This window comes from Candidatus Kosakonia sp. 282A-S69, assembly GCF_029433855.1.
GTDB classification, from domain to species: Bacteria; Pseudomonadota; Gammaproteobacteria; order Enterobacterales; family Enterobacteriaceae; genus Kosakonia; species Kosakonia cowanii_A.
This window is the reverse complement of sequence record NZ_JAROAU010000003.1, coordinates 1,967,239-1,989,097: the sequence shown is the minus strand read 5'-3', so window position 1 is coordinate 1,989,097 and position 21,859 is coordinate 1,967,239. Positions and strand designations below refer to the sequence as shown.

General features: G+C 54.2%; 27 protein-coding genes and 1 other annotated feature (1 of these 28 cut by a window edge). Of the genes, 16 read left to right on the top strand and 11 right to left on the bottom strand.

Annotation, left to right across the window (positions count from 1 at the left end):
* Positions 1–15: a sequence feature (Phe leader region), on the top strand; it begins 110 nt to the left of the window's first position.
* Positions 16–55: 40 nt separating this feature from the next.
* From pheS to selO, 9 genes are all read left to right on the top strand, one after another.
* Positions 56–1,039, top strand: coding sequence for a phenylalanine--tRNA ligase subunit alpha (pheS, locus tag PU683_RS15125; protein ID WP_277172896.1), 984 nt, complete (start codon positions 56–58; stop codon positions 1,037–1,039).
* 14 nt (positions 1,040–1,053) lie between these two features.
* Entirely contained in the window at positions 1,054–3,441 is a 2,388-nt protein-coding gene (gene pheT / locus PU683_RS15120) for a phenylalanine--tRNA ligase subunit beta (protein WP_277172894.1), read from the top strand.
* Between the two features lie 4 nt (positions 3,442–3,445).
* Complete coding sequence (ihfA, locus tag PU683_RS15115) at positions 3,446–3,745, top strand: integration host factor subunit alpha (protein WP_006820203.1); 300 nt, start codon at positions 3,446–3,448, stop codon at positions 3,743–3,745.
* 103 nt (positions 3,746–3,848) lie between these two features.
* Positions 3,849–4,829 carry a vitamin B12 ABC transporter permease BtuC gene (btuC, locus tag PU683_RS15110; protein WP_277174301.1) on the top strand — a complete coding sequence of 327 codons (981 nt, stop codon included), beginning with the start codon at positions 3,849–3,851 and terminating at the stop codon, positions 4,827–4,829.
* Positions 4,830–4,863: 34 nt separating this feature from the next.
* Positions 4,864–5,415: a glutathione peroxidase gene (locus PU683_RS15105; protein WP_277172890.1), complete on the top strand. Its 552-nt coding sequence runs from the start codon at positions 4,864–4,866 to the stop codon at positions 5,413–5,415.
* Positions 5,415–6,164: a vitamin B12 ABC transporter ATP-binding protein BtuD gene (gene btuD / locus PU683_RS15100; protein ID WP_277172888.1), complete on the top strand. Its 750-nt coding sequence runs from the start codon at positions 5,415–5,417 to the stop codon at positions 6,162–6,164. Before PU683_RS15105 ends, btuD begins: the two co-directional genes overlap by 1 nt.
* 78 nt (positions 6,165–6,242) lie before the next feature.
* Positions 6,243–6,707, top strand: a complete 465-nt coding sequence (locus tag PU683_RS15095) for a C40 family peptidase (protein ID WP_042715841.1) — start codon at positions 6,243–6,245, stop codon at positions 6,705–6,707.
* Between the two features lie 313 nt (positions 6,708–7,020).
* The gene (locus tag PU683_RS15090; protein ID WP_277172885.1) at positions 7,021–7,734 is read left to right on the top strand and encodes an EAL domain-containing protein; all 714 of its coding nucleotides are present in this window, start codon (positions 7,021–7,023) and stop codon (positions 7,732–7,734) included.
* Between the two features lie 62 nt (positions 7,735–7,796).
* Positions 7,797–9,239, top strand: a complete 1,443-nt coding sequence (gene selO, locus PU683_RS15085; protein ID WP_277172883.1) for a protein adenylyltransferase SelO — start codon at positions 7,797–7,799, stop codon at positions 9,237–9,239.
* 1 nt (position 9,240) lies between these two features.
* On the opposite strand, the gene hemP is transcribed toward selO, so the two are convergent.
* The 3 genes from hemP to ppsR form a co-directional block, all read right to left on the bottom strand.
* The gene (hemP, locus tag PU683_RS15080) at positions 9,241–9,462 is read right to left on the bottom strand and encodes a hemin uptake protein HemP (protein ID WP_277172881.1); all 222 of its coding nucleotides are present in this window, start codon (positions 9,460–9,462) and stop codon (positions 9,241–9,243) included.
* A 102-nt stretch (positions 9,463–9,564) separates the two neighbouring features.
* On the bottom strand, positions 9,565–10,611 hold the full coding sequence (gene aroH, locus PU683_RS15075; RefSeq protein ID WP_277172879.1) for a 3-deoxy-7-phosphoheptulonate synthase AroH: 1,047 nt from the start codon (positions 10,609–10,611) through the stop codon (positions 9,565–9,567).
* Between the two features lie 150 nt (positions 10,612–10,761).
* Positions 10,762–11,595, bottom strand: a complete 834-nt coding sequence (gene ppsR / locus PU683_RS15070) for a posphoenolpyruvate synthetase regulatory kinase/phosphorylase PpsR (protein WP_277172877.1) — start codon at positions 11,593–11,595, stop codon at positions 10,762–10,764.
* A gap of 320 nt (positions 11,596–11,915) precedes the next feature.
* On the opposite strand from ppsR, the gene ppsA reads away from it, so the two are divergent.
* Positions 11,916–14,294: a phosphoenolpyruvate synthase gene (ppsA, locus tag PU683_RS15065; protein ID WP_277172875.1), complete on the top strand. Its 2,379-nt coding sequence runs from the start codon at positions 11,916–11,918 to the stop codon at positions 14,292–14,294.
* A 155-nt stretch (positions 14,295–14,449) separates the two neighbouring features.
* Here the strand turns inward: ppsA and PU683_RS15060 are convergent, their stop codons facing one another.
* The 8 genes from PU683_RS15060 to PU683_RS15025 all read right to left on the bottom strand — a co-directional run bounded on the left by PU683_RS15060 (position 14,450) and on the right by PU683_RS15025 (position 17,563).
* Complete coding sequence (locus tag PU683_RS15060; protein WP_277172873.1) at positions 14,450–14,707, bottom strand: pyocin activator PrtN family protein; 258 nt, start codon at positions 14,705–14,707, stop codon at positions 14,450–14,452.
* Positions 14,708–14,811: 104 nt separating this feature from the next.
* Complete coding sequence (locus tag PU683_RS15055) at positions 14,812–15,225, bottom strand: hypothetical protein (RefSeq protein WP_277172871.1); 414 nt, start codon at positions 15,223–15,225, stop codon at positions 14,812–14,814.
* Entirely contained in the window at positions 15,222–15,443 is a 222-nt protein-coding gene (locus PU683_RS15050; protein WP_277172869.1) for a ParE family toxin-like protein, read from the bottom strand. The genes PU683_RS15055 and PU683_RS15050 overlap by 4 nt, the downstream gene beginning before the upstream one ends.
* Positions 15,440–15,799, bottom strand: coding sequence for a hypothetical protein (locus PU683_RS15045; RefSeq protein ID WP_277172867.1), 360 nt, complete (start codon positions 15,797–15,799; stop codon positions 15,440–15,442). Before PU683_RS15045 ends, PU683_RS15050 begins: the two co-directional genes overlap by 4 nt.
* Positions 15,792–16,022 carry a hypothetical protein gene (locus PU683_RS15040; RefSeq protein ID WP_277172865.1) on the bottom strand — a complete coding sequence of 77 codons (231 nt, stop codon included), beginning with the start codon at positions 16,020–16,022 and terminating at the stop codon, positions 15,792–15,794. Before PU683_RS15040 ends, PU683_RS15045 begins: the two co-directional genes overlap by 8 nt.
* 174 nt (positions 16,023–16,196) lie before the next feature.
* Positions 16,197–16,391 (bottom strand): hypothetical protein, encoded by a 195-nt coding sequence (locus tag PU683_RS15035; RefSeq protein ID WP_277172863.1) that lies wholly within the window; start codon positions 16,389–16,391, stop codon positions 16,197–16,199.
* Complete coding sequence (locus PU683_RS15030; RefSeq protein WP_277172861.1) at positions 16,381–16,701, bottom strand: hypothetical protein; 321 nt, start codon at positions 16,699–16,701, stop codon at positions 16,381–16,383. Before PU683_RS15030 ends, PU683_RS15035 begins: the two co-directional genes overlap by 11 nt.
* A 169-nt stretch (positions 16,702–16,870) precedes the next feature.
* Positions 16,871–17,563: an XRE family transcriptional regulator gene (locus tag PU683_RS15025; RefSeq protein ID WP_277172859.1), complete on the bottom strand. Its 693-nt coding sequence runs from the start codon at positions 17,561–17,563 to the stop codon at positions 16,871–16,873.
* A gap of 126 nt (positions 17,564–17,689) precedes the next feature.
* Here PU683_RS15025 and PU683_RS15020 point away from each other — a divergent pair, with 126 nt between their 5' ends.
* The 6 genes from PU683_RS15020 to PU683_RS14995 are packed head-to-tail and all read left to right on the top strand — an operon-like array spanning position 17,690 to position 21,770.
* Positions 17,690–17,932 carry a transcriptional regulator gene (locus PU683_RS15020; protein ID WP_277172857.1) on the top strand — a complete coding sequence of 81 codons (243 nt, stop codon included), beginning with the start codon at positions 17,690–17,692 and terminating at the stop codon, positions 17,930–17,932.
* Position 17,933: 1 nt separating this feature from the next.
* Entirely contained in the window at positions 17,934–18,746 is an 813-nt protein-coding gene (locus PU683_RS15015; RefSeq protein ID WP_277172855.1) for a helix-turn-helix domain-containing protein, read from the top strand.
* Between the two features lie 16 nt (positions 18,747–18,762).
* On the top strand, positions 18,763–19,641 hold the full coding sequence (locus PU683_RS15010) for an ATP-binding protein (protein ID WP_277172852.1): 879 nt from the start codon (positions 18,763–18,765) through the stop codon (positions 19,639–19,641).
* Complete coding sequence (locus PU683_RS15005; RefSeq protein ID WP_277172850.1) at positions 19,638–21,014, top strand: replicative DNA helicase; 1,377 nt, start codon at positions 19,638–19,640, stop codon at positions 21,012–21,014. Before PU683_RS15010 ends, PU683_RS15005 begins: the two co-directional genes overlap by 4 nt.
* Positions 21,001–21,366: a RusA family crossover junction endodeoxyribonuclease gene (locus tag PU683_RS15000; protein ID WP_277172848.1), complete on the top strand. Its 366-nt coding sequence runs from the start codon at positions 21,001–21,003 to the stop codon at positions 21,364–21,366. Before PU683_RS15005 ends, PU683_RS15000 begins: the two co-directional genes overlap by 14 nt.
* Entirely contained in the window at positions 21,366–21,770 is a 405-nt protein-coding gene (locus PU683_RS14995) for an antiterminator Q family protein (protein WP_277172846.1), read from the top strand. The genes PU683_RS15000 and PU683_RS14995 overlap by 1 nt, the downstream gene beginning before the upstream one ends.
* Positions 21,771–21,859: the final 89 nt, after the last annotated feature.

The window sequence follows — 21,859 nt, the reverse complement described above, 5'->3', positions numbered from 1 at the left end:
GGAGGCTTTTTTTGTATCTGCCGCGTGTAAATATCGTCATATAACGAGGAAAACCATGTCACATCTCGCAGAGCTGGTTGCCAGTGCGAAGGCAGCCATTAACGATGCCTCAGATGTCGCCGCGCTGGACAACGTACGCGTCGAATATTTGGGTAAGAAAGGGCATCTGACCCTTCAGATGACCACCCTGCGTGAGCTGCCGCCAGAAGAGCGCCCGGCTGCCGGAGCGGTAATCAATGAAGCGAAAGAGCAGGTTCAGCAAGCGCTGAACGCACGTAAAAACGATCTTGAGAGTGCCGCGCTGAATGCCCGCCTTGCCGCGGAGACCATCGATGTCTCTCTGCCGGGGCGTCGTATTGAAAATGGCGGTCTGCATCCGGTGACCCGTACTATCGATCGTATCGAGAACTTTTTTGGCGAGCTGGGCTTTACCGTCGCCACCGGGCCAGAGATCGAAGACGATTACCACAACTTTGACGCGCTGAACATTCCGGGTCATCACCCGGCGCGTGCCGATCACGACACCTTCTGGTTCGACGCCACGCGTCTGCTGCGCACCCAGACTTCTGGCGTGCAGATCCGCACCATGGAACACCAGCAGCCACCGATCCGCATTATTGCCCCGGGCCGCGTCTATCGTAACGATTACGATCAGACCCACACCCCGATGTTCCACCAGATGGAAGGGTTGATCGTTGATAAAAATATCAGCTTTACCAATCTGAAAGGGACGCTGCACGACTTCCTGCGTAACTTCTTTGAAGAGGATCTGCAAATTCGCTTCCGCCCCTCCTACTTCCCGTTCACCGAACCCTCCGCCGAAGTGGATGTGATGGGTAAAAACGGTAAATGGCTGGAAGTGCTGGGCTGCGGCATGGTTCACCCGAATGTGCTGCGTAACGTTGGCATCGACCCGGAAATTTACTCCGGCTTCGCGTTTGGCATGGGGATGGAGCGTCTCACCATGCTGCGCTACGGTGTGACAGATTTGCGCGCATTCTTCGAAAACGATTTGCGTTTCCTCAAACAGTTTAAATAAGGGCAGGCGAAACAATGAAATTCAGTGAACTGTGGTTACGCGAATGGGTGAACCCAGCGATTGATAGCGAAGCGCTCTCCGGACAGATCACCATGGCCGGGCTGGAAGTAGACGGCGTTGAACCGGTCGCCGGCGCGTTTCATGGCGTGGTGGTTGGTGAAGTAATGGAGTGCGCCCAGCACCCGAACGCCGACAAACTGCGCGTAACAAAAGTGAACGTGGGCGGCGATCGCCTGTTGGATATCGTCTGCGGCGCGCCAAACTGCCGTCTCGGGCTGAAAGTGGCCGTGGCGACCGTCGGTGCGGTTCTGCCGGGCGATTTCAAAATCAAAGCGGCAAAATTGCGCGGCGAACCCTCTGAAGGGATGCTCTGCTCCTTCTCTGAGCTGGGTATTTCCGACGATCACAACGGCATCATTGAACTGCCGGCAGATGCACCGATCGGCACCGATATTCGTGAGTACCTGAAGCTTGACGACAACACCATCGAAATCAGCGTTACGCCAAACCGCGCCGATTGTCTGGGTATTATCGGTGTTGCCCGCGACGTGGCGGTGCTGAACAAATTCCCGCTGAGCGAGCCGGAAATCGCGCCGGTGGCGGCCACCATTAACGATACGCTGCCAATCGTCGTCGAAGCGAAAGAGGCCTGCCCGCGCTACCTGGGCCGTCTGGTCAAAGGTATCAACGTCAGCGCCCCGACGCCGCTGTGGATGAAAGAGAAGCTGCGTCGTTGCGGCATTCGCTCAATCGATGCCGTTGTGGATGTCACCAACTACGTTCTGCTTGAGCTCGGCCAGCCGATGCATGCTTTCGACAGCGATCGCCTTGAAGGCGGCATTGTGGTGCGCATGGCGAAAGAGGGCGAAACGCTGGTGCTGCTCGACGGCAACGAAGCGAAGCTGAGCAGTGACACGCTGGTGATTGCAGATCAGAACAGCGCGCTGGCGATGGGGGGGATCTTCGGCGGTGAGCATTCCGGTGTGAATAGCGAAACGCAAAACGTTCTGCTGGAGTGCGCGTTCTTCAATCCGCTCTCTATTACCGGTCGCGCGCGTCGTCACGGTCTGCACACCGATGCTTCTCACCGCTATGAGCGCGGCGTCGATCCGCAGCTGCAGTATAAAGCGATGGAGCGTGCCACGCGTCTGCTGCTTGATATTTGCGGCGGTGAAGCGGGTCCGGTCATTGACGTTACTGATGAAGCGTCGCTACCGAAACGCGCTACGATCCGTCTGCGTCGCAGCAAGCTGGACCGTCTGATTGGTCATCACATCGCCGATGAGCAGGTGAGCGATATTCTGACCCGTCTTGGCTGCGAAGTGACCGCAGGCCAGGATGAGTGGCTGGCAGTGGCGCCGAGCTGGCGTTTCGATATGGAGATCGAAGAGGACCTGGTGGAAGAGGTTGCCCGTGTCTACGGTTACAACAATATTCCTGACGAGCCGGTGCAGGCCGGTCTGGTGATGGGCGAGCATCGCGAAGCCAACTTGTCCCTTAAGCGAGTGAAAACTATGCTTAACGACAAAGGCTATCAGGAAGTGATCACCTACAGTTTCGTTGACCCGAAACTGCAGCAGTTGATCCACCCAGGCGAAGAGGCGCTGGTGCTGCCAAGCCCGATCTCCAGCGAGATGTCGGTAATGCGTCTTTCTCTGTGGACAGGTCTGTTAGGCACGATTGTCTATAATCAGAACCGTCAGCAGAGCCGTGTGCGCATTTTCGAAACCGGTCTGCGTTTCGTACCGGATACCCAGGCGAACCTCGGCATCCGTCAGGACGTGATGCTGGCGGGCGCCATCTGCGGTAACCGTTATGAGGAGCACTGGGACCTGGCGAAAAGCAGCGTTGACTTCTTCGATCTGAAAGGCGATCTGGAGTCTGTGCTGGATTTGACCGGCAAGTTAGAGGCTATTGAGTTCCGCGCTGAGACCAATCCGGCGCTGCATCCGGGTCAATCTGCCGCGATTTATCTGAAAGATAAGCGCATTGGCTTTATCGGTGTGGTGCATCCGGAGCTGGAACGTAAGCTTGATCTCAACGGCCGCACACTGGTGTTTGAGCTGGAGTGGAATGCCCTTGCAGACCGCGCCGTGCCTCAGGCTCAGGAGATTTCTCGCTTCCCGGCGAACCGCCGCGACATCGCTGTTGTGGTCAATGAAAATGTACCCGCAGCAGATGTTTTGGCTGAATGTAAGAAAGTTGGCGCAAATCAGGTAGTTGGCGTAAACTTGTTTGACGTGTACCGCGGTAAGGGCGTCGTGGAAGGGTCGAAAAGCCTTGCCATCAGTCTGATCCTTCAGGATACCGGCCGTACACTCGAAGAAGAGGAGATTGCCGCTACCGTTGCCAGATGTGTAGAGGCATTAAAAGAGCGATTCCAGGCATCATTGAGGGATTGAACCTATGGCGCTTACAAAAGCTGAAATGTCAGAATATCTGTTTGATAAGCTTGGGCTTAGCAAACGGGACGCAAAAGAGCTGGTAGAGCTGTTTTTCGAAGAGATCCGTCGTGCTCTGGAAAATGGTGAGCAGGTCAAACTCTCCGGCTTCGGCAACTTTGATTTGCGTGACAAAAATCAACGTCCGGGCCGTAACCCAAAAACCGGCGAAGATATTCCCATTACAGCACGGCGCGTGGTGACCTTCAGACCCGGCCAGAAGTTAAAGAGCCGCGTTGAAAACGCTTCGCCCAAAGCTGAATGATTTTTGCATTAACCAAAAAGGCCGCCTCGCGGCCTTTTTTCTTTTCAGCCTTCGCTCTCCCTCTTAGAATCAGTCACCTTGGCTGATGAGTAAATGTGAAACCATGCTGGCATACGCCCATCTTCAACAGCAACGCAATCGCCGCTGGCTCGGCGCGATGGCGCTGCTCTTACTGCTTGCGCTGACCTTAAGTCTTTGCGCAGGGGAGCAGTGGATAGCTCCTAATCGCTGGTTCACCGCGGAAGGTGAGCTTTTTGTCTGGCAGATACGCTTACCGCGCACGCTTGCCGTGCTGCTGGTCGGTGCCGCGCTGGCGCTGTGCGGCGCTACCATGCAGGCATTGTTTGAAAACCCGCTGGCGGAGCCTGGGCTGCTTGGCGTTTCAAGCGGCGCGGGTGTCGGGCTGATTGCGGCGATCTTTCTCGGCGGCGGCATGATGCCCGGCTGGGCGCTTAGTCTCTGCGCCATTGCCGGCGCGCTGACGGTAACGCTTATTCTGCTGCGCTTTGCGCGCCGCCATCTCTCTACCAGCCGCCTACTGCTGGCCGGTGTGGCGCTCGGCATCATCTGCACCGCTATAATGACCTGGGCGGTCTATCTCTCCACCTCGCTTGATTTACGCCAGTTGATGTACTGGATGATGGGCGGCTTTAGCGGCATCGACTGGCAGCAGGGCTGGCTTATGGCGGCCCTGCTGCCGGCGATGGTGTGGATCTGCCTGCAATCCAGCGCACTGAATGTGTTAGCGCTGGGAGAGATTTCCGCCCGTCAGTTGGGGCTACCGCTCTGGTTATGGCGTAATCTGCTGGTGGCCGCCACCGGCTGGATGGTCGGCGTCAGCGTCGCGCTAGCCGGAGCTATCGGCTTTATCGGCCTGGTCATCCCGCATATTTTGCGCTTATGTGGCTTAAGCGATCATCGCGTTCTCCTTCCGGGCTGCGCGCTGGCGGGGGCGGTCGCGTTACTTTTTGCCGATATCGTTGCACGCCTCGCACTCAGCGCGGCAGAGCTGCCGATAGGCGTAGTAACATCGACACTAGGTGCGCCGGTCTTTATCTGGCTATTATTGAGGGCCGGGCATTAAGTCCGGCCACCATCACATTCATTAAGGGGATGTTATGCAACAGGATATTCTGGATACCGAAGTGACCACCATTGATGGCGAAAAGAGCTCACTCAGCGCCTGGCGCGGCAAAGTGCTTTTAGTGGTTAACGTCGCGTCAAAATGTGGCCTGACGCCGCAGTACGAACAGCTGGAAAATCTGCAAAAAGAGTGGGAAGGGGAGGGTTTTAGCGTGCTGGGCTTCCCGTGCAACCAGTTCCTTGGGCAGGAGCCGGGCTCGGAAGAGGAGATCAAAACCTTCTGTAGCACCACCTATGGCGTTACCTTTCCGCTGTTCAGCAAGATCGACGTCAATGGCGACGCCCGCCATCCTCTCTTTGAAAAACTGATTACTGCCGCGCCCACTGCACTGGCGCCTGCGGACAGCGAATTTTATGCGCGCATGGTAAGCAAAGGTCGTGCACCGCAAGCGCCGGGTGATATTTTGTGGAACTTCGAAAAGTTCCTGATTGGCCGCGACGGCCAGGTGATCCAACGCTTTTCGCCCGATATGACGCCGGACAACCCGCTGCTGGTCAACGCCATTAAGCAGGCCGTATCGAAGTAATGTCGATGCTGATGCAACTACAGGACGTTGCTGAGCCGGGCAGGCTGGAGCCGATGAGCGTGTCGCTGTCCCACGGGCAGATGGTGCATCTTGCCGGACCTAACGGGGCAGGCAAGAGCACGCTGCTAGCGCGTATCGCCGGGCTTTCCGGCGGGCCGGGAAATATTACGCTTAGCGGCCAACCGCTGGAGCAGTGGTCGGCGACGGTGCTGGCCCGACATCGTGCTTACCTGGCCCAACAGCAGAGTGCGCCGTTTGCCATGCCGGTGTGGCACTACCTGTCGTTGCATCAGCCTGATAAAAGCCAGCATACCCTGCTGACCCACGTTGCCGGTCAGCTTGGCCTGCAGGATAAACTGGCGCGGTCAACCCACCAGCTCTCCGGCGGTGAGTGGCAACGGGTGCGCCTGGCAGCGGTGATTTTGCAGATCCACCCGCAGGGTAACGATCGCGGGCAGCTGTTGCTGCTGGATGAGCCGATGAACAGCCTTGATGTGGCACAGCAGGCGGCGCTGGATGGGGTGCTTGGTGAACTGGTGAGCGCAGGCATTACGGTGGTGATGAGCAGCCACGATCTGAACCATACATTGCGCCAGGCCCATTGCGTCTGGCTATTGCGTGGCGGAAGGTTAGTTATGAGCGGCGCAAAAGCAGAGGTGATGACGCCTGCGCATCTGGCCGACGCCTACGGTATGGCTTTCCAGCAGGTTGAGGTGGAAGGCCATCGAATGCTGATCCCGGCCGTGTAACGCAATGGTGACTTGCCACAGCTCGCGCTCCCACTGTAGATTAATCCGATAAAAAGAGATAACGAGGCGTATTGCAGAATGCGTATCTGGTTTTTACTGGCGGCGGCGCTTTTCCTTGCAGGATGTAGTTCTCACCGCGCCCCTCCGCCGAACCCAAGGTTGTCGGACTCGATTACGGTGATTGCCAATCTGAACGATCAGCTGAGCGAATGGCGCGGGACACCCTATCGCTATGGCGGCATGGCGCGTTCAGGCGTTGATTGCTCGGGCTTCGTGATGATGACGTTCCGCGATAAATTTGCGTTGCAGCTGCCGCGTGAAACGCGTCAACAGGCGAAGCTCGGCACCGAAATCGATAAAGAGGATCTGTTGCCAGGTGATCTGGTCTTTTTCAAAACCGGCTCTGGCGAGAGCGGGCTGCATGTCGGCATTTACGACACCGATAACGCCTTTATTCACGCCTCAACCAGCCGGGGTGTGATGCGCTCTTCGCTGGATAACGTCTACTGGCGCAAAAATTTCTGGCAGGCACGGCGTATCTGATTTTGCCTCGACAGGTAAAGGAAAAAAGGGAGCGCGCGCAATGCAGGCCTCCCTTTTTTGTTTGTGCCAGCGGAAAATTTTCATATAAACCAGGACGTTTCCACTAATTCATTTTTTAAAGTTTAATTATGCTTGTCGCAACTCACCGCCAAGGGGCAGGAGAATGCGGGAGCAAACGAATAACAACGGAGGGGAGGGTAAAAAAATAGAACGGGAAAAAAATGAAGCCAATCTCATTAAAATCAGTAAATATGGAATATCGTCAAACAGGTTCGTTATCGCCGGATTTAACCCATAATGCGGGGCTGGCAAAATGATAGTTTCACTCGATTACAGCTATCGCTCTGAGCTTTTATTACTGCCGGCAAGAAACGGTAACGGCGTGCTTCAGGGTGTCGAAATTATCGTTAACTTTGTTGGAGAGGACAGTACCGTCCGCGCCCCGACAGAGCTGGTTTTGCCGCGCCTGACAAACGCTGAAAAAGTGACGCTGTTTTGCGAACAACTCGCCCTAATTGAAGCCTGCCAGCTCTTTTTAATTCAGCATCACCTGACTGCCTGGATTAATATTTCGCCGGAAATAACCGAGCAATTACTGACAGATGAGACTCTGGCGGCGCAGGTCGGAAAATTCCCGTGCCTCGAATTGGCCATCAATGAGAATTATCCAGATCTGAATAGTGGAAAAGAGCACAAACTCCTGTCTCTGTTGGCGAAACAATATCCGCTGGTGTTATGGAATTTCGGCGTTGGCAATGCCTCAACCAAAGCAGTATTTGACGGGCTGTTTAAACGGGTCATGCTGGATAAGAACTTTATTCATCAGCGTTTATCCACACTTGCCTTCGAACCCTTTATGCGCGCCATCATTTCACAGGTTAAACCCTATTGCGACGCAGTGATGATTGCCGGCATTGATGATGAGGCGTCGCTCAAGCGCGCCAGCGCATTTCAGTTCAGCGCTATGCAAGGCGCACTCTGGCCAGCGGTTACCGCCGCGCAGCTGACTTCACTGATCCACCCATAGCCCTTGTGTTGTCCGGTGTTTAAACACCGCGTTAGGAACTACACTAAAAGGCTGGAGGATCTATGACCCTGACTTTTACCACTCGCTGGCGTGATGAACTGCCAGATTACTACACCGCGTTAACGCCCACTCCGCTCAGCAATGCGCGCCTTATCTGGCGCAACGCCCCGCTGGCAGAAACCCTCGGTGTACCCGAGGCGCTCTTTCACCCTGAATCCGGCGCCGGTGTCTGGGGCGGCGAAACGCTGCTGCCCGGCATGTCGCCGCTGGCGCAGGTCTATAGCGGGCATCAGTTTGGTGTCTGGGCCGGGCAACTGGGTGACGGACGCGGCATTCTGCTCGGTGAACAGCAGCTGGCGGATGGCTCTACCCGCGACTGGCACCTGAAAGGGGCCGGGCTGACGCCATACTCGCGCATGGGCGATGGCCGCGCGGTGCTGCGCTCGACTATCCGCGAAAGCCTGGCTTCCGAAGCGATGCACTATCTTGGCATTCCAACAACCCGTGCGTTAACCATTGTCACCAGCGACACGCCGGTGATGCGCGAGACCCGCGAGCAGGGGGCGATGCTGATGCGCATTGCAGAAAGCCATGTCCGTTTCGGTCATTTCGAACACTTCTACTATCGTCGTCAGCCTGAGAAAGTGCGCGAGCTGACCGATTTCGTCCTTCGCCATCACTGGCCGCACCTGCAGGAGGAGCCCGACCGCTACGTCGCCTGGTTCCGCGATGTGGTGCGGCGTACGGCTATCATGATTGCCCGCTGGCAGGCAGTCGGTTTTGCCCATGGTGTGATGAACACCGACAATATGTCGATCCTCGGTTTGACGATGGATTATGGTCCCTATGGTTTTCTCGACGACTACAACCCGGCGTTTATCTGTAACCACTCTGATTACCAGGGGCGCTACAGTTTTGAAAATCAGCCGGTGGTCGCGCAGTGGAACCTGCAACGCCTGGCGCAGTCCCTGTCGCCGTTTATTGCCGTCGATGATTTGAATGCGGCGCTGGAGACGTATCAAGCCGCGTTGCTGACGGAGTATGGCAGCCTGATGCGCAGCAAGCTCGGCCTGTTTGTACCGCAGGAGGGGGATAACGAGATCCTCAACACGCTGTTTGCACTCATGGCGCGCGAAGGGAGTGACTACACGCGCACCTTCCGCATGCTAAGCCACACCGAACAGCAGAGCGCGGCCTCGCCGCTGCGCGATGAGTTTATCGATCGCGGCGCGTTTGATAGCTGGTTCGCCACCTACCGTCAGCGTCTCCAGCAGGAAGGGATTGACGATGCGCAACGTCAACAGCAGATGCAGGGCATTAACCCGGCGGTCGTGTTGCGCAACTGGCTGGCGCAGCGCGCCATCGATGCGGCGGAACAGGGCGACATGGCAGAGCTTGAAAGGCTGCATGAGATCCTGCGCCAGCCCTTTAGCGATCGCAGCGATGACTACGCCCGCCGTCCGCCGGACTGGGGCAAACGGCTGGAGGTGAGCTGCTCCAGCTAGCTTATTTGGTGAGGATCAGCTTTCCGGCATGGGTTTCGCGCAGCAAATAGCGCTGGCCGTTATGCTCAATCACAATACGGCGCTGTTCACCGAGCAGCGCCTGGCTGGTGATAAGCCTGTCGCTTTCATGAATATGATTGGGTTTTTCGTGCGGGCTGGTGGGCGTGGCGGGGCTATCCATAGTCAAAGTCGCGCTTAAAGATAAATCAACAATGAGAATCATTGTCAATAAACTGCGCGGCGAGGCAAGCAGCTTGCAGGGGGATCGCGCCGATCCCCCTAAATTTGGTAGGCCACCCTTTATCGCTGCCAGGATTAGCTGAATTTAACCGCGCGTCGCGACGGCCGCGGCCAGCTTCTCCAGCAACAGAACGCTGTCATCCCAGCCGAGGCACGGGTCGGTAATCGATTGACCATAGATCAGCGGCTGCCCGGCAACGATCTTTTGCGTCCCCTCCTTGAGGAAACTCTCCGCCATGACGCCGGCAATGGCCGTTGAACCATTGCGAATTTGCGCACAGATCTCATCACACACCTCAAGCTGGCGGCGATGCTGCTTCTGACAGTTACCGTGGCTGAAGTCGACCACCAGCTGTTCCGGCAGATCGAACTCGCGCAGTGTGTCGCAGGCGTTGGCGATATCCTGCGGGTAAAAGTTCGGCTGTTTGCCGCCGCGCATAATGATATGACCCCACGGGTTCCCGCTGGTCTGGTAGACGGTCATCTGGCCATCTTTATCCGGTGACAGGAACATATGGCTGGCGCGAGAGGCGCGGATCGCATCGACAGCGATACGGGTATTGCCATCGGTGCCGTTTTTAAAGCCTACCGGGCAGGAGAGTGCCGAGGCCATTTCGCGGTGGATCTGGCTTTCGGTGGTGCGTGCGCCAATGGCACCCCAGCTAATCAGATCGGCGATAAATTGTCCGGTCACCATATCAAGAAACTCGGTGGCGGTTGGCACACCCAGCTCGTTGACCTGCAACAGCAGCCTGCGTGCCAGTTCGATCCCGTGGTTCACGCGATAGCTGCCGTTAAGATCGGGATCGGAGATTAACCCCTTCCAGCCGACGACCGTGCGCGGTTTTTCAAAATAGGTGCGCATCACGATCTCGAGGTGCGCCTCGTGCTGCAGGCGCAGGGCTTGCAGACGGCGGGCGTACTCCATCGCCGCATCCAGATCGTGAATAGAGCAGGGGCCGATAACCACCAGCAGGCGGTGATCTTCACCGTTAAGGATTTTTTCGATACGCCGCCGCGCGGCAGTGACATTTGCGGCGACTTCCGGGCTGACAGGGTAGCGCTGTGCCAGCGCTGCAGGCGTCACCAGGCTATCGATACGCGCGGTGCGAAGTTCATCTGTTTTGTTCATCAAAGATCTCGAAATTAGGGCTTCAGCGGCAAAGGTGCCGGAAGTGATGCGCTCACCATAAACCAATCGCGGCTGAAAACAAGCCTGCTACGGGGCGCAACACATCAGTGAGAAGCATGATAGCGCAGAATGCATTCGTGTACTAGCTTATTAGTACATGCGGCGGCTTAATCCCATCATATCGAGCATCTTGGTGGCGATCTCCTCCACGGAGTAGTTGGTGCTGTTAAGGCAGGGGATTTGATGGCGGCGGTAAAGCGCTTCCACCTCGGCGACCTCCATGCGGCACTGGCGTAACGACGCATAGCGGCTGTTCTCCCGGCGCTCTTCGCGAATGGCAGCAAGGCGTTCAGGGTTAATGGTCAGACCAAAAAGCTTATGCTGCAGCGGCTTGAGTGCGGCAGGCAGCCCGAGGTTATCCATATCATCAGCAATAAAGGGATAGTTAGCGGCACGAATACCAAACTGCATCGCCAGATAGAGGCTGGTGGGTGTTTTACCGCAGCGGGATACACCGAGCAGAATCACCTGCGCCTGATCGAGATTACGCAATGAAATACCATCATCGTGCGCCAGCGTGTAATCGATAGCGGCAATGCGGGCGTCATACTTGGTCAAATTCCCCGGCGTCAGGCCGTGCGTACGATGGGCAATTGGCGTCGGGTCGAGTTTTAATTCCTGCTGCAGCGGGGCCACCAGCGCCTGCACGATATCCTGACAAAAGCCCTCGCTTTGCAAAATAATGGCGCGTATTTCCGGCAACACAATGGAGTAAAAGACCAGCGGGCGATTGCCGGTTTGCTGATAGAGCGCATCTATCTGCTCCTTGACCGCGCGGGCGCGGCTCTCGTTTTCAACGAAAGGCAGGGTGATGCTGCTGACGGCGACCGGAAATTGCGACATCACCGCATGGCCTAATACTTCAGCGGTGATAGCGGTTCCATCGGAAATATAAAACACATGACGATCGACTGCGTTGTCCATTAATCCCATCCTGAATGTGATGCGCAATTATCTGAAAGCTTAAATTAAAAAGCTCTTCACTGCGTATAACCTTTATCTCATTTTAAAATGAAATGCCGTTTTTATTTTTAATGAACTGCACAGTTCACTTTAAGTGCTGACAAGTAATGGGCGATGAGAATTAACCTGGTCGCCATTTATTGATGGGTATCTGTCCGAAAAACCGGTAAGCGTAATTGCTTACACGATTCACCGTTTTTTCAACGCAATTTATTATGCCAGGATAAAAAACGCTGTAAGACGTTATGTACCTCTTCATATATCACAAAAGGATTGTCTCGATGTCCAACAATGGCTCGTCACCGCTGGTGCTTTGGTATGACCAACTCGGCATGAATGATGTAGACAGAGTTGGAGGCAAAAATGCCTCCCTGGGTGAAATGATTACTAATCTGTCCGGTATGGGTGTCTCCGTACCGAATGGATTTGCGACCACCGCCGACGCGTTTAATCAGTTCCTCGAACAGAGCGGTTTAAATCAGCGTATTTATCAACTGCTCGATAAAACCGACATCGACGACGTCTCCGAACTGGCAAAAGCCGGGACACAGATCCGTCAGTGGATTGTGGACACGCCATTCCCGCCTGCGCTGGAGCAGGCGGTACATGAAGCTTACGCCCAACTTTCCGCCGATGACGCGCAGGCCTCTTTTGCCGTGCGCTCCTCTGCCACCGCAGAAGATATGCCGGACGCCTCGTTTGCCGGTCAACAAGAAACTTTCCTTAACGTACAGGGCTACGACGCCGTGCTGGTGGCAATCAAGCATGTCTTCGCCTCGCTCTTTAATGACCGCGCCATCTCCTATCGCGTGCATCAGGGCTACGATCACCGCGGCGTGGCGCTCTCGGCGGGCGTCCAGCGCATGGTGCGTTCCGATCTCGCCTCCTCAGGCGTGATGTTCTCCATTGATACCGAGTCCGGTTTCGACCAGGTGGTATTTATCACCTCCGCGTTTGGGCTTGGTGAGATGGTTGTACAGGGCGCGGTCAACCCGGACGAGTTCTATGTGCATAAGCCAACCCTCGCCAACGATCGTCCGGCGATTGTGCGCCGCACGATGGGCTCGAAAAAAATTCGCATGGTCTATGCGCCAAATCAGGAGCATGGCAAGCAGGTACAGATTGAAGATGTGCCGCAGGCCGAGCGCGATCGCTTCTCCCTGACCGATGAGGAAGTGCAGGCGCTGGCGAAACAGGCGGTGCAGATTGAAAAACATTATGGCCGCCCGATGGATATCGAATGGGCGAAAGATGGCCATACCGGCAAGCTCTTTATCGTGCAGGCGCGGCCGGAAACCGTGCGTTCGCGCGGCCAGGTGATGGAGCGTTACACGCTGCATGCACAGGGCAAAATCATCGCCGAAGGGCGTGCAATCGGCCATCGCATCGGCGCGGGCACGGTCAAAGTGATCCACGATATCAGCGAGATGAATCTGATTGAGCCGGGCGACGTGCTGGTAACCGACATGACCGACCCGGACTGGGAGCCGATCATGAAAAAGGCGGCGGCGATTGTCACCAACCGCGGCGGGCGCACCTGCCATGCGGCGATTATCGCCCGCGAGCTCGGCATTCCTGCGGTGGTCGGCTGCGGCGATGCGACCGATCGCATCAAAACCGGTGAACAAGTGACGGTCTCCTGTGCCGAAGGCGACACCGGCTATGTCTATGCCGAGCTGCTGGACTTCAGCGTTAAAAGCTCAAGCGTTGACACCATGCCGGATCTGCCGCTGAAGATCATGATGAACGTCGGCAACCCGGATCGCGCTTTTGACTTTGCCTGCCTGCCAAACGAGGGGGTAGGGCTGGCGCGTCTTGAGTTTATTATTAACCGCATGATTGGCGTGCACCCGCGGGCGCTGCTGGAGTTTGACGATCAGGAGCCGAAGCTGCAGAACGAAATTCGCGAAATGATGAAGGGCTTCGATTCGCCGGTTGAGTTCTATATCGGTCGTCTGACGGAGGGGATCGCGACGCTCGGTGCGGCCTTCTGGCCGAAGCGCGTTATTGTGCGTCTCTCCGACTTCAAATCGAACGAATATGCCAACCTGGTGGGTGGCGAGCGCTACGAGCCGGAAGAAGAGAACCCGATGCTCGGCTTCCGCGGCGCGGGTCGCTATGTGGCAGAGAGCTTCCGCGACTGCTTTGCGCTGGAGTGTGAAGCGGTAAAACGCGTGCGCAACGAGATGGGGCTGACCAACGTCGAGATCATGATCCCGTTTGTACGTACCGTTGACCAGGCCAAAGCGGTGGTGGACGAGCTGGCGCGCCAGGGACTGAAGCGCGGCGAGAATGGGCTGAAGATCATTATGATGTGCGAAATCCCGTCGAATGCGCTGCTGGCTGAGCAGTTCCTTGAGCACTTTGACGGCTTCTCCATCGGTTCAAACGACATGACTCAACTGGCGCTCGGTCTCGATCGCGACTCCGGCGTGGTATCCGAGCTGTTTGATGAGCGTAACGAGGCGGTGAAAGCGCTGCTGTCGATGGCGATCCGCGCGGCGAAAAAGCAGGGCAAATATGTCGGTATCTGCGGCCAGGGGCCGTCTGACCATGAGGACTTTGCTGCGTGGTTGATGGATGAGGGGATCGACAGCCTCTCGCTCAATCCCGATACGGTGGTGCAGACCTGGCTCAGCCTCGCCGAACTGAAAAAATAACGGCGAAAACGAAATCCCCGACACAATGTCGGGGATGAAAAGTTAAAAATCAGCAGCTTAAATAGTCTTGGTGTCCCCTTGGGGTGCTGATGAATGACTAAATATGCGACAATAGGCTCAAATAGTATAAAAAAACCGGGCTAAGCCCGGTTTCTTCACTTATTGTTCATTTGTCTAAAAACCTCAATCCCTGCCGCCCTTTGCTTCTCAATGTAATCGGCAAGGTCTTGAATGTGAATCATCCGTGGCGCTTTCTGGCTTTCACCTGCCCGAAATGTTGGGATAGGCAATTGCCCCAATGCCGCTTTTTTGTCTGCAGTTGCCGGTTTCATACCAAAATATTTTTCGCACACATCAGAAAGCGGGATCGACGCTGTTTCAAACTCAGCCATTAGCAAAAAAATCGTATTCATTTTTACCTAACACTCCTCAGGTCAGATGCTGAGACCGGTGCAAACTCACTTCTCATAACCATGTTGATCAGCCTCGTTAAGTTCAATTCCCTGCTCATTTGCTATTAGCGCAATCCTTCTGGTTTACTGGACTGCAGGGCTTCAACGTCTTTAACATATCGGTCATGCATGGCATCCCACTGCTGGCACCACTTTTCCATTCCACGCTTATGGGCCAGAATGCGGCGCAGACGGCGTACACAGCGCTGGTGGGCTGCCAGATACTCTGGCTTTGTCTCACCGTCACGCCAGACCTCCATATCGTCAAGATCAATACGTACTCGCGGGTAACGCTGCTGAAAGCCGGAGCGCTCGAAAGCCCAGGTGGTCATGAAGAAAGCCAGATAGCGGATCGCCGTATCGCGGGTGAAACACTTTTTGATGCGGCCGTGACGGCGTGCCACGAACAACGGACCTGCCGGGGTATCGTGTTTCTGTAATGCCAGGTCGATTGCGCTGGCGATGCGTTTATCAGTCATTTTCTGTCCTTCATTTTTGAATAGCGTTCGTGGCTCATCACTTCCCAGTTCTGGCCACCGTCGCGGGAAAGCAGGCGCCAGCGGAGATTCACATTCAGGCTCAAATAGCCTGTCTTGTGCATGCGGCGCGGGTGTATTCGCCCGGTGCGGTGCTGGCGCAGCACACGCACAGCCCTTTCGTGAACCCATTCAGGGATTCGGATCGCAGTAAGTGTCATGAATGCTCCTGCGTGATGGATGCCGTTTTCTTCGCATGTTCGACCAGTTCAGCCACAAGCTCATCAACCAGCAGCTTTCCGCTTTCTGTCAGATATTCGCCATGACCATTCACATCAACTGCATTCCGGTACAAATCGCGGATAGCTTTATCGCCATCGACGCTTCCATGCTCTTTCCGGGCGATCTTTTCGAAGCGAACCAGAAGCCCATCCAGAACAATTTCAGTAAGCTCCAGCGTTGCTATACCGCCTTTAGGAAGACTGATAACAATGCAGGTGCTACCAGTTTTGCGCTGGTGGCGAAGCAGGGCCGCTTTTAATATCCGGCGGCGGTAAGTTGAAATTAATTTATCCATGCGCCTTACCTTTCCTTTCTACCTCATCGTTCGCCAGAACGATTTGCTCTTCTTTTTCTATCCAGTCGAAAACCGAGCCAGCAATATCGTAAGCCAGACCTAAAAGCGCATTAAGTTGAAAGCAGTCAAACTGCTCATGGTGAGCATGGATTGTTTGCATAAGGAAATTAAGTTGCTCTGCCTGAACCTTAACGTTCATAATATTCTGACGCTGCTGAGTCATTTGTTATCTCCCATATGCTTTATTTAAATATAAATTTGCGATAACCCAATAGCCGGCGCCGCACATCATTTTTGCTGTCTTAAAAGCATCTTTATTTTTCATGATGAACCCCATAAAAAGTTTGTGAGATTCCACAGCTATTAAGCTGGAATAAATTATTTGAATAAATATTATTTAGTTCTTATCTTTAAGAGCTTGCTCCTCTATGAGCCAGGAGCATACGTCGCCAGTTAACTTGCTAAGCAGAGAGGCTACAGCTTCAATCTCAGTGCAATCCATTTTGTTTGGGTACAGTTCCATCATGCGGCAAATAATTTCTGCTTGATGGGCCTTCTCTTTAACTTGCTCTAAAGACATTTCATGCGCCATGATCACAGTCCTTCAAACCAGAAAGATATGAGGCTGAATGTGATATTTTGTTTGTTGCAATTCCAAGTTCTGCAAGATCAGCGATGATGCAGGAAAGTTTTCCAATCTTTTCTTTATCCACTCCCTCATCTTCTGCAAGCGCGAATATGCTCAGGCCAATATGATTTATGGCTTCCAGAATAGAAATTGTTTTAGTGTCACAGTCACAAGCTAAATCACCATAATCGATATCTGAGCAATTATTGCTATAACGAAAATCATCAATATCTACGAGCTGATAAAACTTCTTTGTTTTTAGTGAGGTTATCATTTCATGGCTCCGTTGTTTGCCGATAAAATGAGAATACTTAAGTATTAATTAAAGGTCAATGGTATTAATACAAAAAGATTAATACTCTTCTTATGTATTTGTTATTTTGGGTTATTTTAGTAATAAAAAAGCCGGCGCAGTGGCCGGCTAGGTGGTTTTCAATCTCACATCAGAATATCGTTGATACCCAAAAAAGCCTTCCTAAAACTTCCAGGCTGTCCATGTCCACTTCTTCATCAGGGTATTCTTCAGAGTTGTAACTTCTGATAGTGATTTTCTCTGGTCCTGACCTGTAAAGAATCTTCAACCGTTTCCATCCGCCTTGATTTATGCCGTAAATTTTACCGTCTACAATACGCTTATCATGGCAGTTGATGGCTACGGTAGAGCCGTCTGCAATTACAGGCTCCATACTATTCCCATGCGCTGCAAAGCAGAGAACGCCGTCACCATCGCTATTGGCACCTACTTTTCGCAATGTTGCTTTGGAGAATCTCAGTTTCTTGCCGTTGTAGTCGTCACTTATGCAACTGCCATCTCCGCATGCGAACTCAATATCCTTCAGGTAAGGCACCTCTACTTCATCTTCCTCAAGTGGAGTTTTTTTATCCCAGGGATCGACACCATACAAACGTTGTTCTGGTGTTTTAGCTGGTCCCATCTTTCCTTCTCCGGTGCTCAGCCATACAGGGTCAACATCCAATGCCTTAGCGATATCGACAATTTTTCCACTAGATTGAGCTTTTCCTGATGTTAGTTTTTGTATTGCGCCTTGGCTGACGCCAACCCTGTGGGCTAACTGGCTCTGTGTAAAATTAGCGCTAGCCATTGCTAGCCTGAGTCTTTCTGAAAGTGTAGTCATCCCATAATCTCCGATTTTTTTTCATATTTAATACTACAGGATTAACCATAGCAAGCGGGTATTACTTGATTAATTATTCCTTTGGTATTATTTTATGTCTTTAATATTAATACTAAGGGCCGAGTTATGAGTGATGAGGTTTTCGATTCCCCAATGGCGAAAGCTGTTTACGTTGCTGGCGGACAAAGTTCGCTTGCCAAAAAGGTTGGAGTTACACAAGGCGCGGTATGGAAGTGGGTTAGGGGGATCAAAAAGGTGTCTCCTGTCCATGCCGTGGCTGTCTCCATTGCTGTAAATGGAGTGGTGAAGCCGCATGAACTGAGACCTGACCTGCCAACTCTCTTCCCACATCCGTTTCCAGAGGTGTGACATGAGCATGGATCTGATGGTCAAGGCCATGAAGATTAAAGTTGGCAACCCACTGCGCAAGCTTGTTCTGTTGAAACTGGCGGACAATGCGAGTGATCTTGGTGAGTGCTGGCCCAGCTTCAGTCACATCGCTGAACAGTGCGAAATCAGTCGTCGCTCAGTCATCAGTCATATCGATGCTCTTTGCGAAATGGGCTTGCTGAACAAAGAACATCGCCCGGGAGTGAAGGGAAATTCCAGCAATCTCTACGCTATTAATTTTTCTGGTGCAGCAGTTTCACCACATGGTGCAGCAGTTTCACCACATGGTGCAGCAGTTTCACCACATGGTGCAGCAGTTTCACCAGGGGGTGGTGCAGGAGTTGCACCCAGAATCAGTCACTCTTTTGAATCAGTCAAAGAATCAGTCAATGAACATTTAAATCATTCTGGCGCACCGGCTAAAGCCGCTGAGCCGTCATGCACTAGTAAGCAGGATTATTCACCTGATTTCGAAACCGCCTGGCAGGCATATCCAAAACGCGCTGGTGGTAATTCCAAAGCCTCGGCGTTTAAGGCGTGGAAAGCCCGCCTGAAAGAGGGCGTAAGCCCGGCAGACATGCTGGCAGGCGTTGAGCGCTATGCGGCATACGTCCGAACCACTGGCAGCACTGGGACGCAGTTCGTTAAACAGGCAGCAACGTTTTTCGGTCCCGATCGTCATTTCGAAGAGTCATGGCAGGCACCATCCACAAACGGAGGTGGTCACCGCAATGCACTGCCGGTCTCCGGGTTCAGTGAACAGAACTACGGCGACTCAGACTGCAACTGGTAATTTCAGGGGAAGCAACATGCTGACTATCAAACAACGCGAAGAAAAAGACAGCCTGCTGGCTAAGCGCGACGCATTGACCGAAGAACTCGAATTTGCCGTGGAGCATAAAAAACCATGGCGGTGGGGCAGCTGGGAAGCGGGGGGGGTTACCACAGCGTTATGCGCCATCCACGGGGATTATGAAAGCCTGGCGCTGTCCGGAAAATCCCTGCGTGGCGCTGAAAACGTCGTTCACTCGCCCTGCCCGGCGTGCATCAGGGATCAGATTGTCCAGACAGAAGCCGCGCTGCGGGAACTGCGCGTGTGCGACCTGCTGGACAATGCCGGCATTGCGCGCCGCTTCGAAGCCTGTGAGTTTGGCAATTACCAGGCTATCAACCACGCTGCGGCGAAAAATCTGGCTGCCTGCCAGCGGTATGCCGCCACATGGCCAGAGCGTCTGCAGGCGGGCACCGGGCTTGTCATGACGGGCACATGCGGTACCGGCAAAAACCATTTAGCCGTTTCGCTGGTGAAGAAAATTATCCGCAATCACCTCGCTAAGGTGGAGATCACCGATGTCATGCGTCTTATCCGTGCGGTGAAAAGCACCTGGCGCCACAACGCCGAAAGCAGTGAGGAGCAGGTCATTGAGCACTTTGCCACCCTGGACCTGCTCATCATCGACGAGGTTGGGGTGCAGTTCGGCAGCGCGACAGAGATGACCATCCTCCAGGAGGTGATCAACGCCCGGTACGAAAGCATTCTGCCGACGATTCTTATCAGCAACCTGACATTTGAGCAGCTGAAGGAAACTATCGGCGAACGCATTGTTGACCGGGTCACGGACGGGGGCATTAACAAACTGGCTTTCAGCTGGGAAAGTTTCCGCAGTAACCGCGGGGCCGCAGCATGAGTCAGGTCTGGCGAAATGACGATCTGGAAGGTGCTGTTATCGGCGCTATCTTCCTACGCGGCGCCGATCCCGAAGTGCTGGATATTCTCTCCCGCGTGCCGGGGAGCGTGTTCTCTGTGCATCAGTACCGGGAAATCTATGCGGGAATCTGTCGCCAGGCGCGCAGCGGGGTAATCGACCCGTTGTTGCTCTGCGAGGTTCTCCCGGATCTTAGTGCCACAATTATGGCCTCGTCGAGTATTGCCTGGGCTAAATCAGCACTTAACTCGTACGCGTCCATGCTGACACGCAATGCCGCTGTCCGTGACGCTGAAAAAGCCATGACAGAAGCCCTTGCAGGGATCCGGGATGCAAAAACAGGTGATGCCGCGGTTGCCGCCCTCGAATCCGCCAGGCAGGTGATGTCGTTAATCGATGTCAGCGCCGACACCGTTAACCCTGTTCACATTGATGAATTGCTTCCGGAGGTGGTGGCACGCGTGGAAGCGCGCATGGAGGGCAGGGAAGAGGGGCGCAGCCTGCTCACCGGTATCGACGACCTCGACGCGAAAACGGGCGGGATCGATATCACTGACCTGGTGTTTATCGCCGCGCGGCCTTCGATGGGTAAAACCGAGCTGGCGCTGGATATCATCGATAAGGTCTCTGCGCAGGGGCATGGTGTGCTGTTCTTCAGCATGGAAATGGCAAACATTCAGATCGGCGAACGCATGGTTTCAGCGGCGGGCGGTATGCCTGTTTCCCGCCTGAAAGCCGCCGATCGCTTTGAAGATGAGGACTGGGCACGGCTTACAAACGGCGTGGGCCACCTGACGGGCCGCAACATCTGGATGGTCGACGTTAACGATCTGACTGTTGAGCAGATTTGCCAGACAGCAACCCGCTGGAAGCTTGCCCATCCTGAAATCGCGCTGGTGGTGGTGGATTACCTCGCACTTATCAAAATTCAGAGCGCCGCCCGGTACGATCTCGCGGTCGGTGATGTGTCGAAAGGCCTGAAGCGTCTGGCAAAAGCAAACAAAACACCGGTTATCGCCCTGAGCCAGCTTTCGCGCGGCGTTGAATCGCGCCCCAATAAACGCCCGATGAACTCTGACCTTAAAAACTCCGGTGAAATCGAGGCCGACGCTGATCTGATCATGATGCTTTACCGTGACGAGGTTTATAACCCCGAATCCCCGGCGAAAAACATTGCCGAGATCAATATTACCAAGCAGCGCAACGGTGAGCTGGGCACTGTATACCGCCGGTTCTTCAACGGCCATTTCCTGCCGATCGATCAGGATGAGGCAAAAGCCCGGTCTGCGCCGCCGGTCAGGGCTCAGGCGCGTCGCTATGCGAAAGGGAGCCACCCGGCATATGAAGATTTTTAATATCACTCCGATGGGTAAGCCACGCATGACCCGCGCAGATAAATGGAAAAAGCGGGATGCGGTTCTGCGTTACCGGGCCTTTTGCGATGAGGTTCGCCTGCATGGACTGGTTATGCCGGAGTCCGGAGGACATATCACTTTTGTCATTCCCATGCCCGCCAGCTGGAGCCTGAAGAAACGCGCTGCGATGAGTGGTCAGGCGCACCAGCAAAAACCGGACGTCGACAACATGATTAAGGCGCTCATGGATGCTCTGTTTACTGATGATGCACATATCTGGGATGTGAGGGTAACCAAGCAGTGGGGTGAGACAGGGCAGATTTTAATTTCAACAAACGAGAGGGCGGCGTAATGCGTGATATTCAACTGGTTTTGGAACGCTGGGGTGCGTGGGCAGCATGCGAGGGAAGTCAGGTCGGATGGTCACCGACCAGCCCGATGTTCAGAAGCTTACTCCCACAGGAAAGTAAATCTTCCCGGAATTCTTGCAGTGACAACGATGGGATCATTATCGACACTGCTGTTGGCATGCTGAAGAAGACAGATCGCCATGACGAGCTGGAGCTGGTGATGCTGCACTACATGTATGACGTGTCCAAATCAACCATTGCTCGCTGGCGTAAGTGTTCTGAAGGGAGGGTCAGACAGCAGTTGATGATTGCGGAAACCTTTATCGACGCCTGCATCATCATGACCGGTGTACGGCTTGAGATGGATGAGTGGACCCGAAAGATTATTTTCAGGAAATCTGCATAATCCGCTTTTCGTTACGAATTTTGCTGTGTATCGTGCTAAGAGTCGTAACAACGCAACGCCGCTTAACATCAAAACCTCGCTTCGGCGGG

Coding starts and splice junctions, on each gene's coding strand:
- pheS (WP_277172896.1), top strand. CDS start 56: ATGTCACATCTCGCAGAGCTGGTTGCCAGTGCGAAGGCAGCCATTAAC.
- pheT (WP_277172894.1), top strand. CDS start 1,054: ATGAAATTCAGTGAACTGTGGTTACGCGAATGGGTGAACCCAGCGATT.
- ihfA (WP_006820203.1), top strand. CDS start 3,446: ATGGCGCTTACAAAAGCTGAAATGTCAGAATATCTGTTTGATAAGCTT.
- btuC (WP_277174301.1), top strand. CDS start 3,849: ATGCTGGCATACGCCCATCTTCAACAGCAACGCAATCGCCGCTGGCTC.
- PU683_RS15105 (WP_277172890.1), top strand. CDS start 4,864: ATGCAACAGGATATTCTGGATACCGAAGTGACCACCATTGATGGCGAA.
- btuD (WP_277172888.1), top strand. CDS start 5,415: ATGTCGATGCTGATGCAACTACAGGACGTTGCTGAGCCGGGCAGGCTG.
- PU683_RS15095 (WP_042715841.1), top strand. CDS start 6,243: ATGCGTATCTGGTTTTTACTGGCGGCGGCGCTTTTCCTTGCAGGATGT.
- PU683_RS15090 (WP_277172885.1), top strand. CDS start 7,021: ATGATAGTTTCACTCGATTACAGCTATCGCTCTGAGCTTTTATTACTG.
- selO (WP_277172883.1), top strand. CDS start 7,797: ATGACCCTGACTTTTACCACTCGCTGGCGTGATGAACTGCCAGATTAC.
- hemP (WP_277172881.1), bottom strand. CDS start 9,462: ATGATTCTCATTGTTGATTTATCTTTAAGCGCGACTTTGACTATGGAT.
- aroH (WP_277172879.1), bottom strand. CDS start 10,611: ATGAACAAAACAGATGAACTTCGCACCGCGCGTATCGATAGCCTGGTG.
- ppsR (WP_277172877.1), bottom strand. CDS start 11,595: ATGGACAACGCAGTCGATCGTCATGTGTTTTATATTTCCGATGGAACC.
- ppsA (WP_277172875.1), top strand. CDS start 11,916: ATGTCCAACAATGGCTCGTCACCGCTGGTGCTTTGGTATGACCAACTC.
- PU683_RS15060 (WP_277172873.1), bottom strand. CDS start 14,707: ATGAATACGATTTTTTTGCTAATGGCTGAGTTTGAAACAGCGTCGATC.
- PU683_RS15055 (WP_277172871.1), bottom strand. CDS start 15,225: ATGACTGATAAACGCATCGCCAGCGCAATCGACCTGGCATTACAGAAA.
- PU683_RS15050 (WP_277172869.1), bottom strand. CDS start 15,443: ATGACACTTACTGCGATCCGAATCCCTGAATGGGTTCACGAAAGGGCT.
- PU683_RS15045 (WP_277172867.1), bottom strand. CDS start 15,799: ATGGATAAATTAATTTCAACTTACCGCCGCCGGATATTAAAAGCGGCC.
- PU683_RS15040 (WP_277172865.1), bottom strand. CDS start 16,022: ATGACTCAGCAGCGTCAGAATATTATGAACGTTAAGGTTCAGGCAGAG.
- PU683_RS15035 (WP_277172863.1), bottom strand. CDS start 16,391: ATGGCGCATGAAATGTCTTTAGAGCAAGTTAAAGAGAAGGCCCATCAA.
- PU683_RS15030 (WP_277172861.1), bottom strand. CDS start 16,701: ATGATAACCTCACTAAAAACAAAGAAGTTTTATCAGCTCGTAGATATT.
- PU683_RS15025 (WP_277172859.1), bottom strand. CDS start 17,563: ATGACTACACTTTCAGAAAGACTCAGGCTAGCAATGGCTAGCGCTAAT.
- PU683_RS15020 (WP_277172857.1), top strand. CDS start 17,690: ATGAGTGATGAGGTTTTCGATTCCCCAATGGCGAAAGCTGTTTACGTT.
- PU683_RS15015 (WP_277172855.1), top strand. CDS start 17,934: ATGAGCATGGATCTGATGGTCAAGGCCATGAAGATTAAAGTTGGCAAC.
- PU683_RS15010 (WP_277172852.1), top strand. CDS start 18,763: ATGCTGACTATCAAACAACGCGAAGAAAAAGACAGCCTGCTGGCTAAG.
- PU683_RS15005 (WP_277172850.1), top strand. CDS start 19,638: ATGAGTCAGGTCTGGCGAAATGACGATCTGGAAGGTGCTGTTATCGGC.
- PU683_RS15000 (WP_277172848.1), top strand. CDS start 21,001: ATGAAGATTTTTAATATCACTCCGATGGGTAAGCCACGCATGACCCGC.
- PU683_RS14995 (WP_277172846.1), top strand. CDS start 21,366: ATGCGTGATATTCAACTGGTTTTGGAACGCTGGGGTGCGTGGGCAGCA.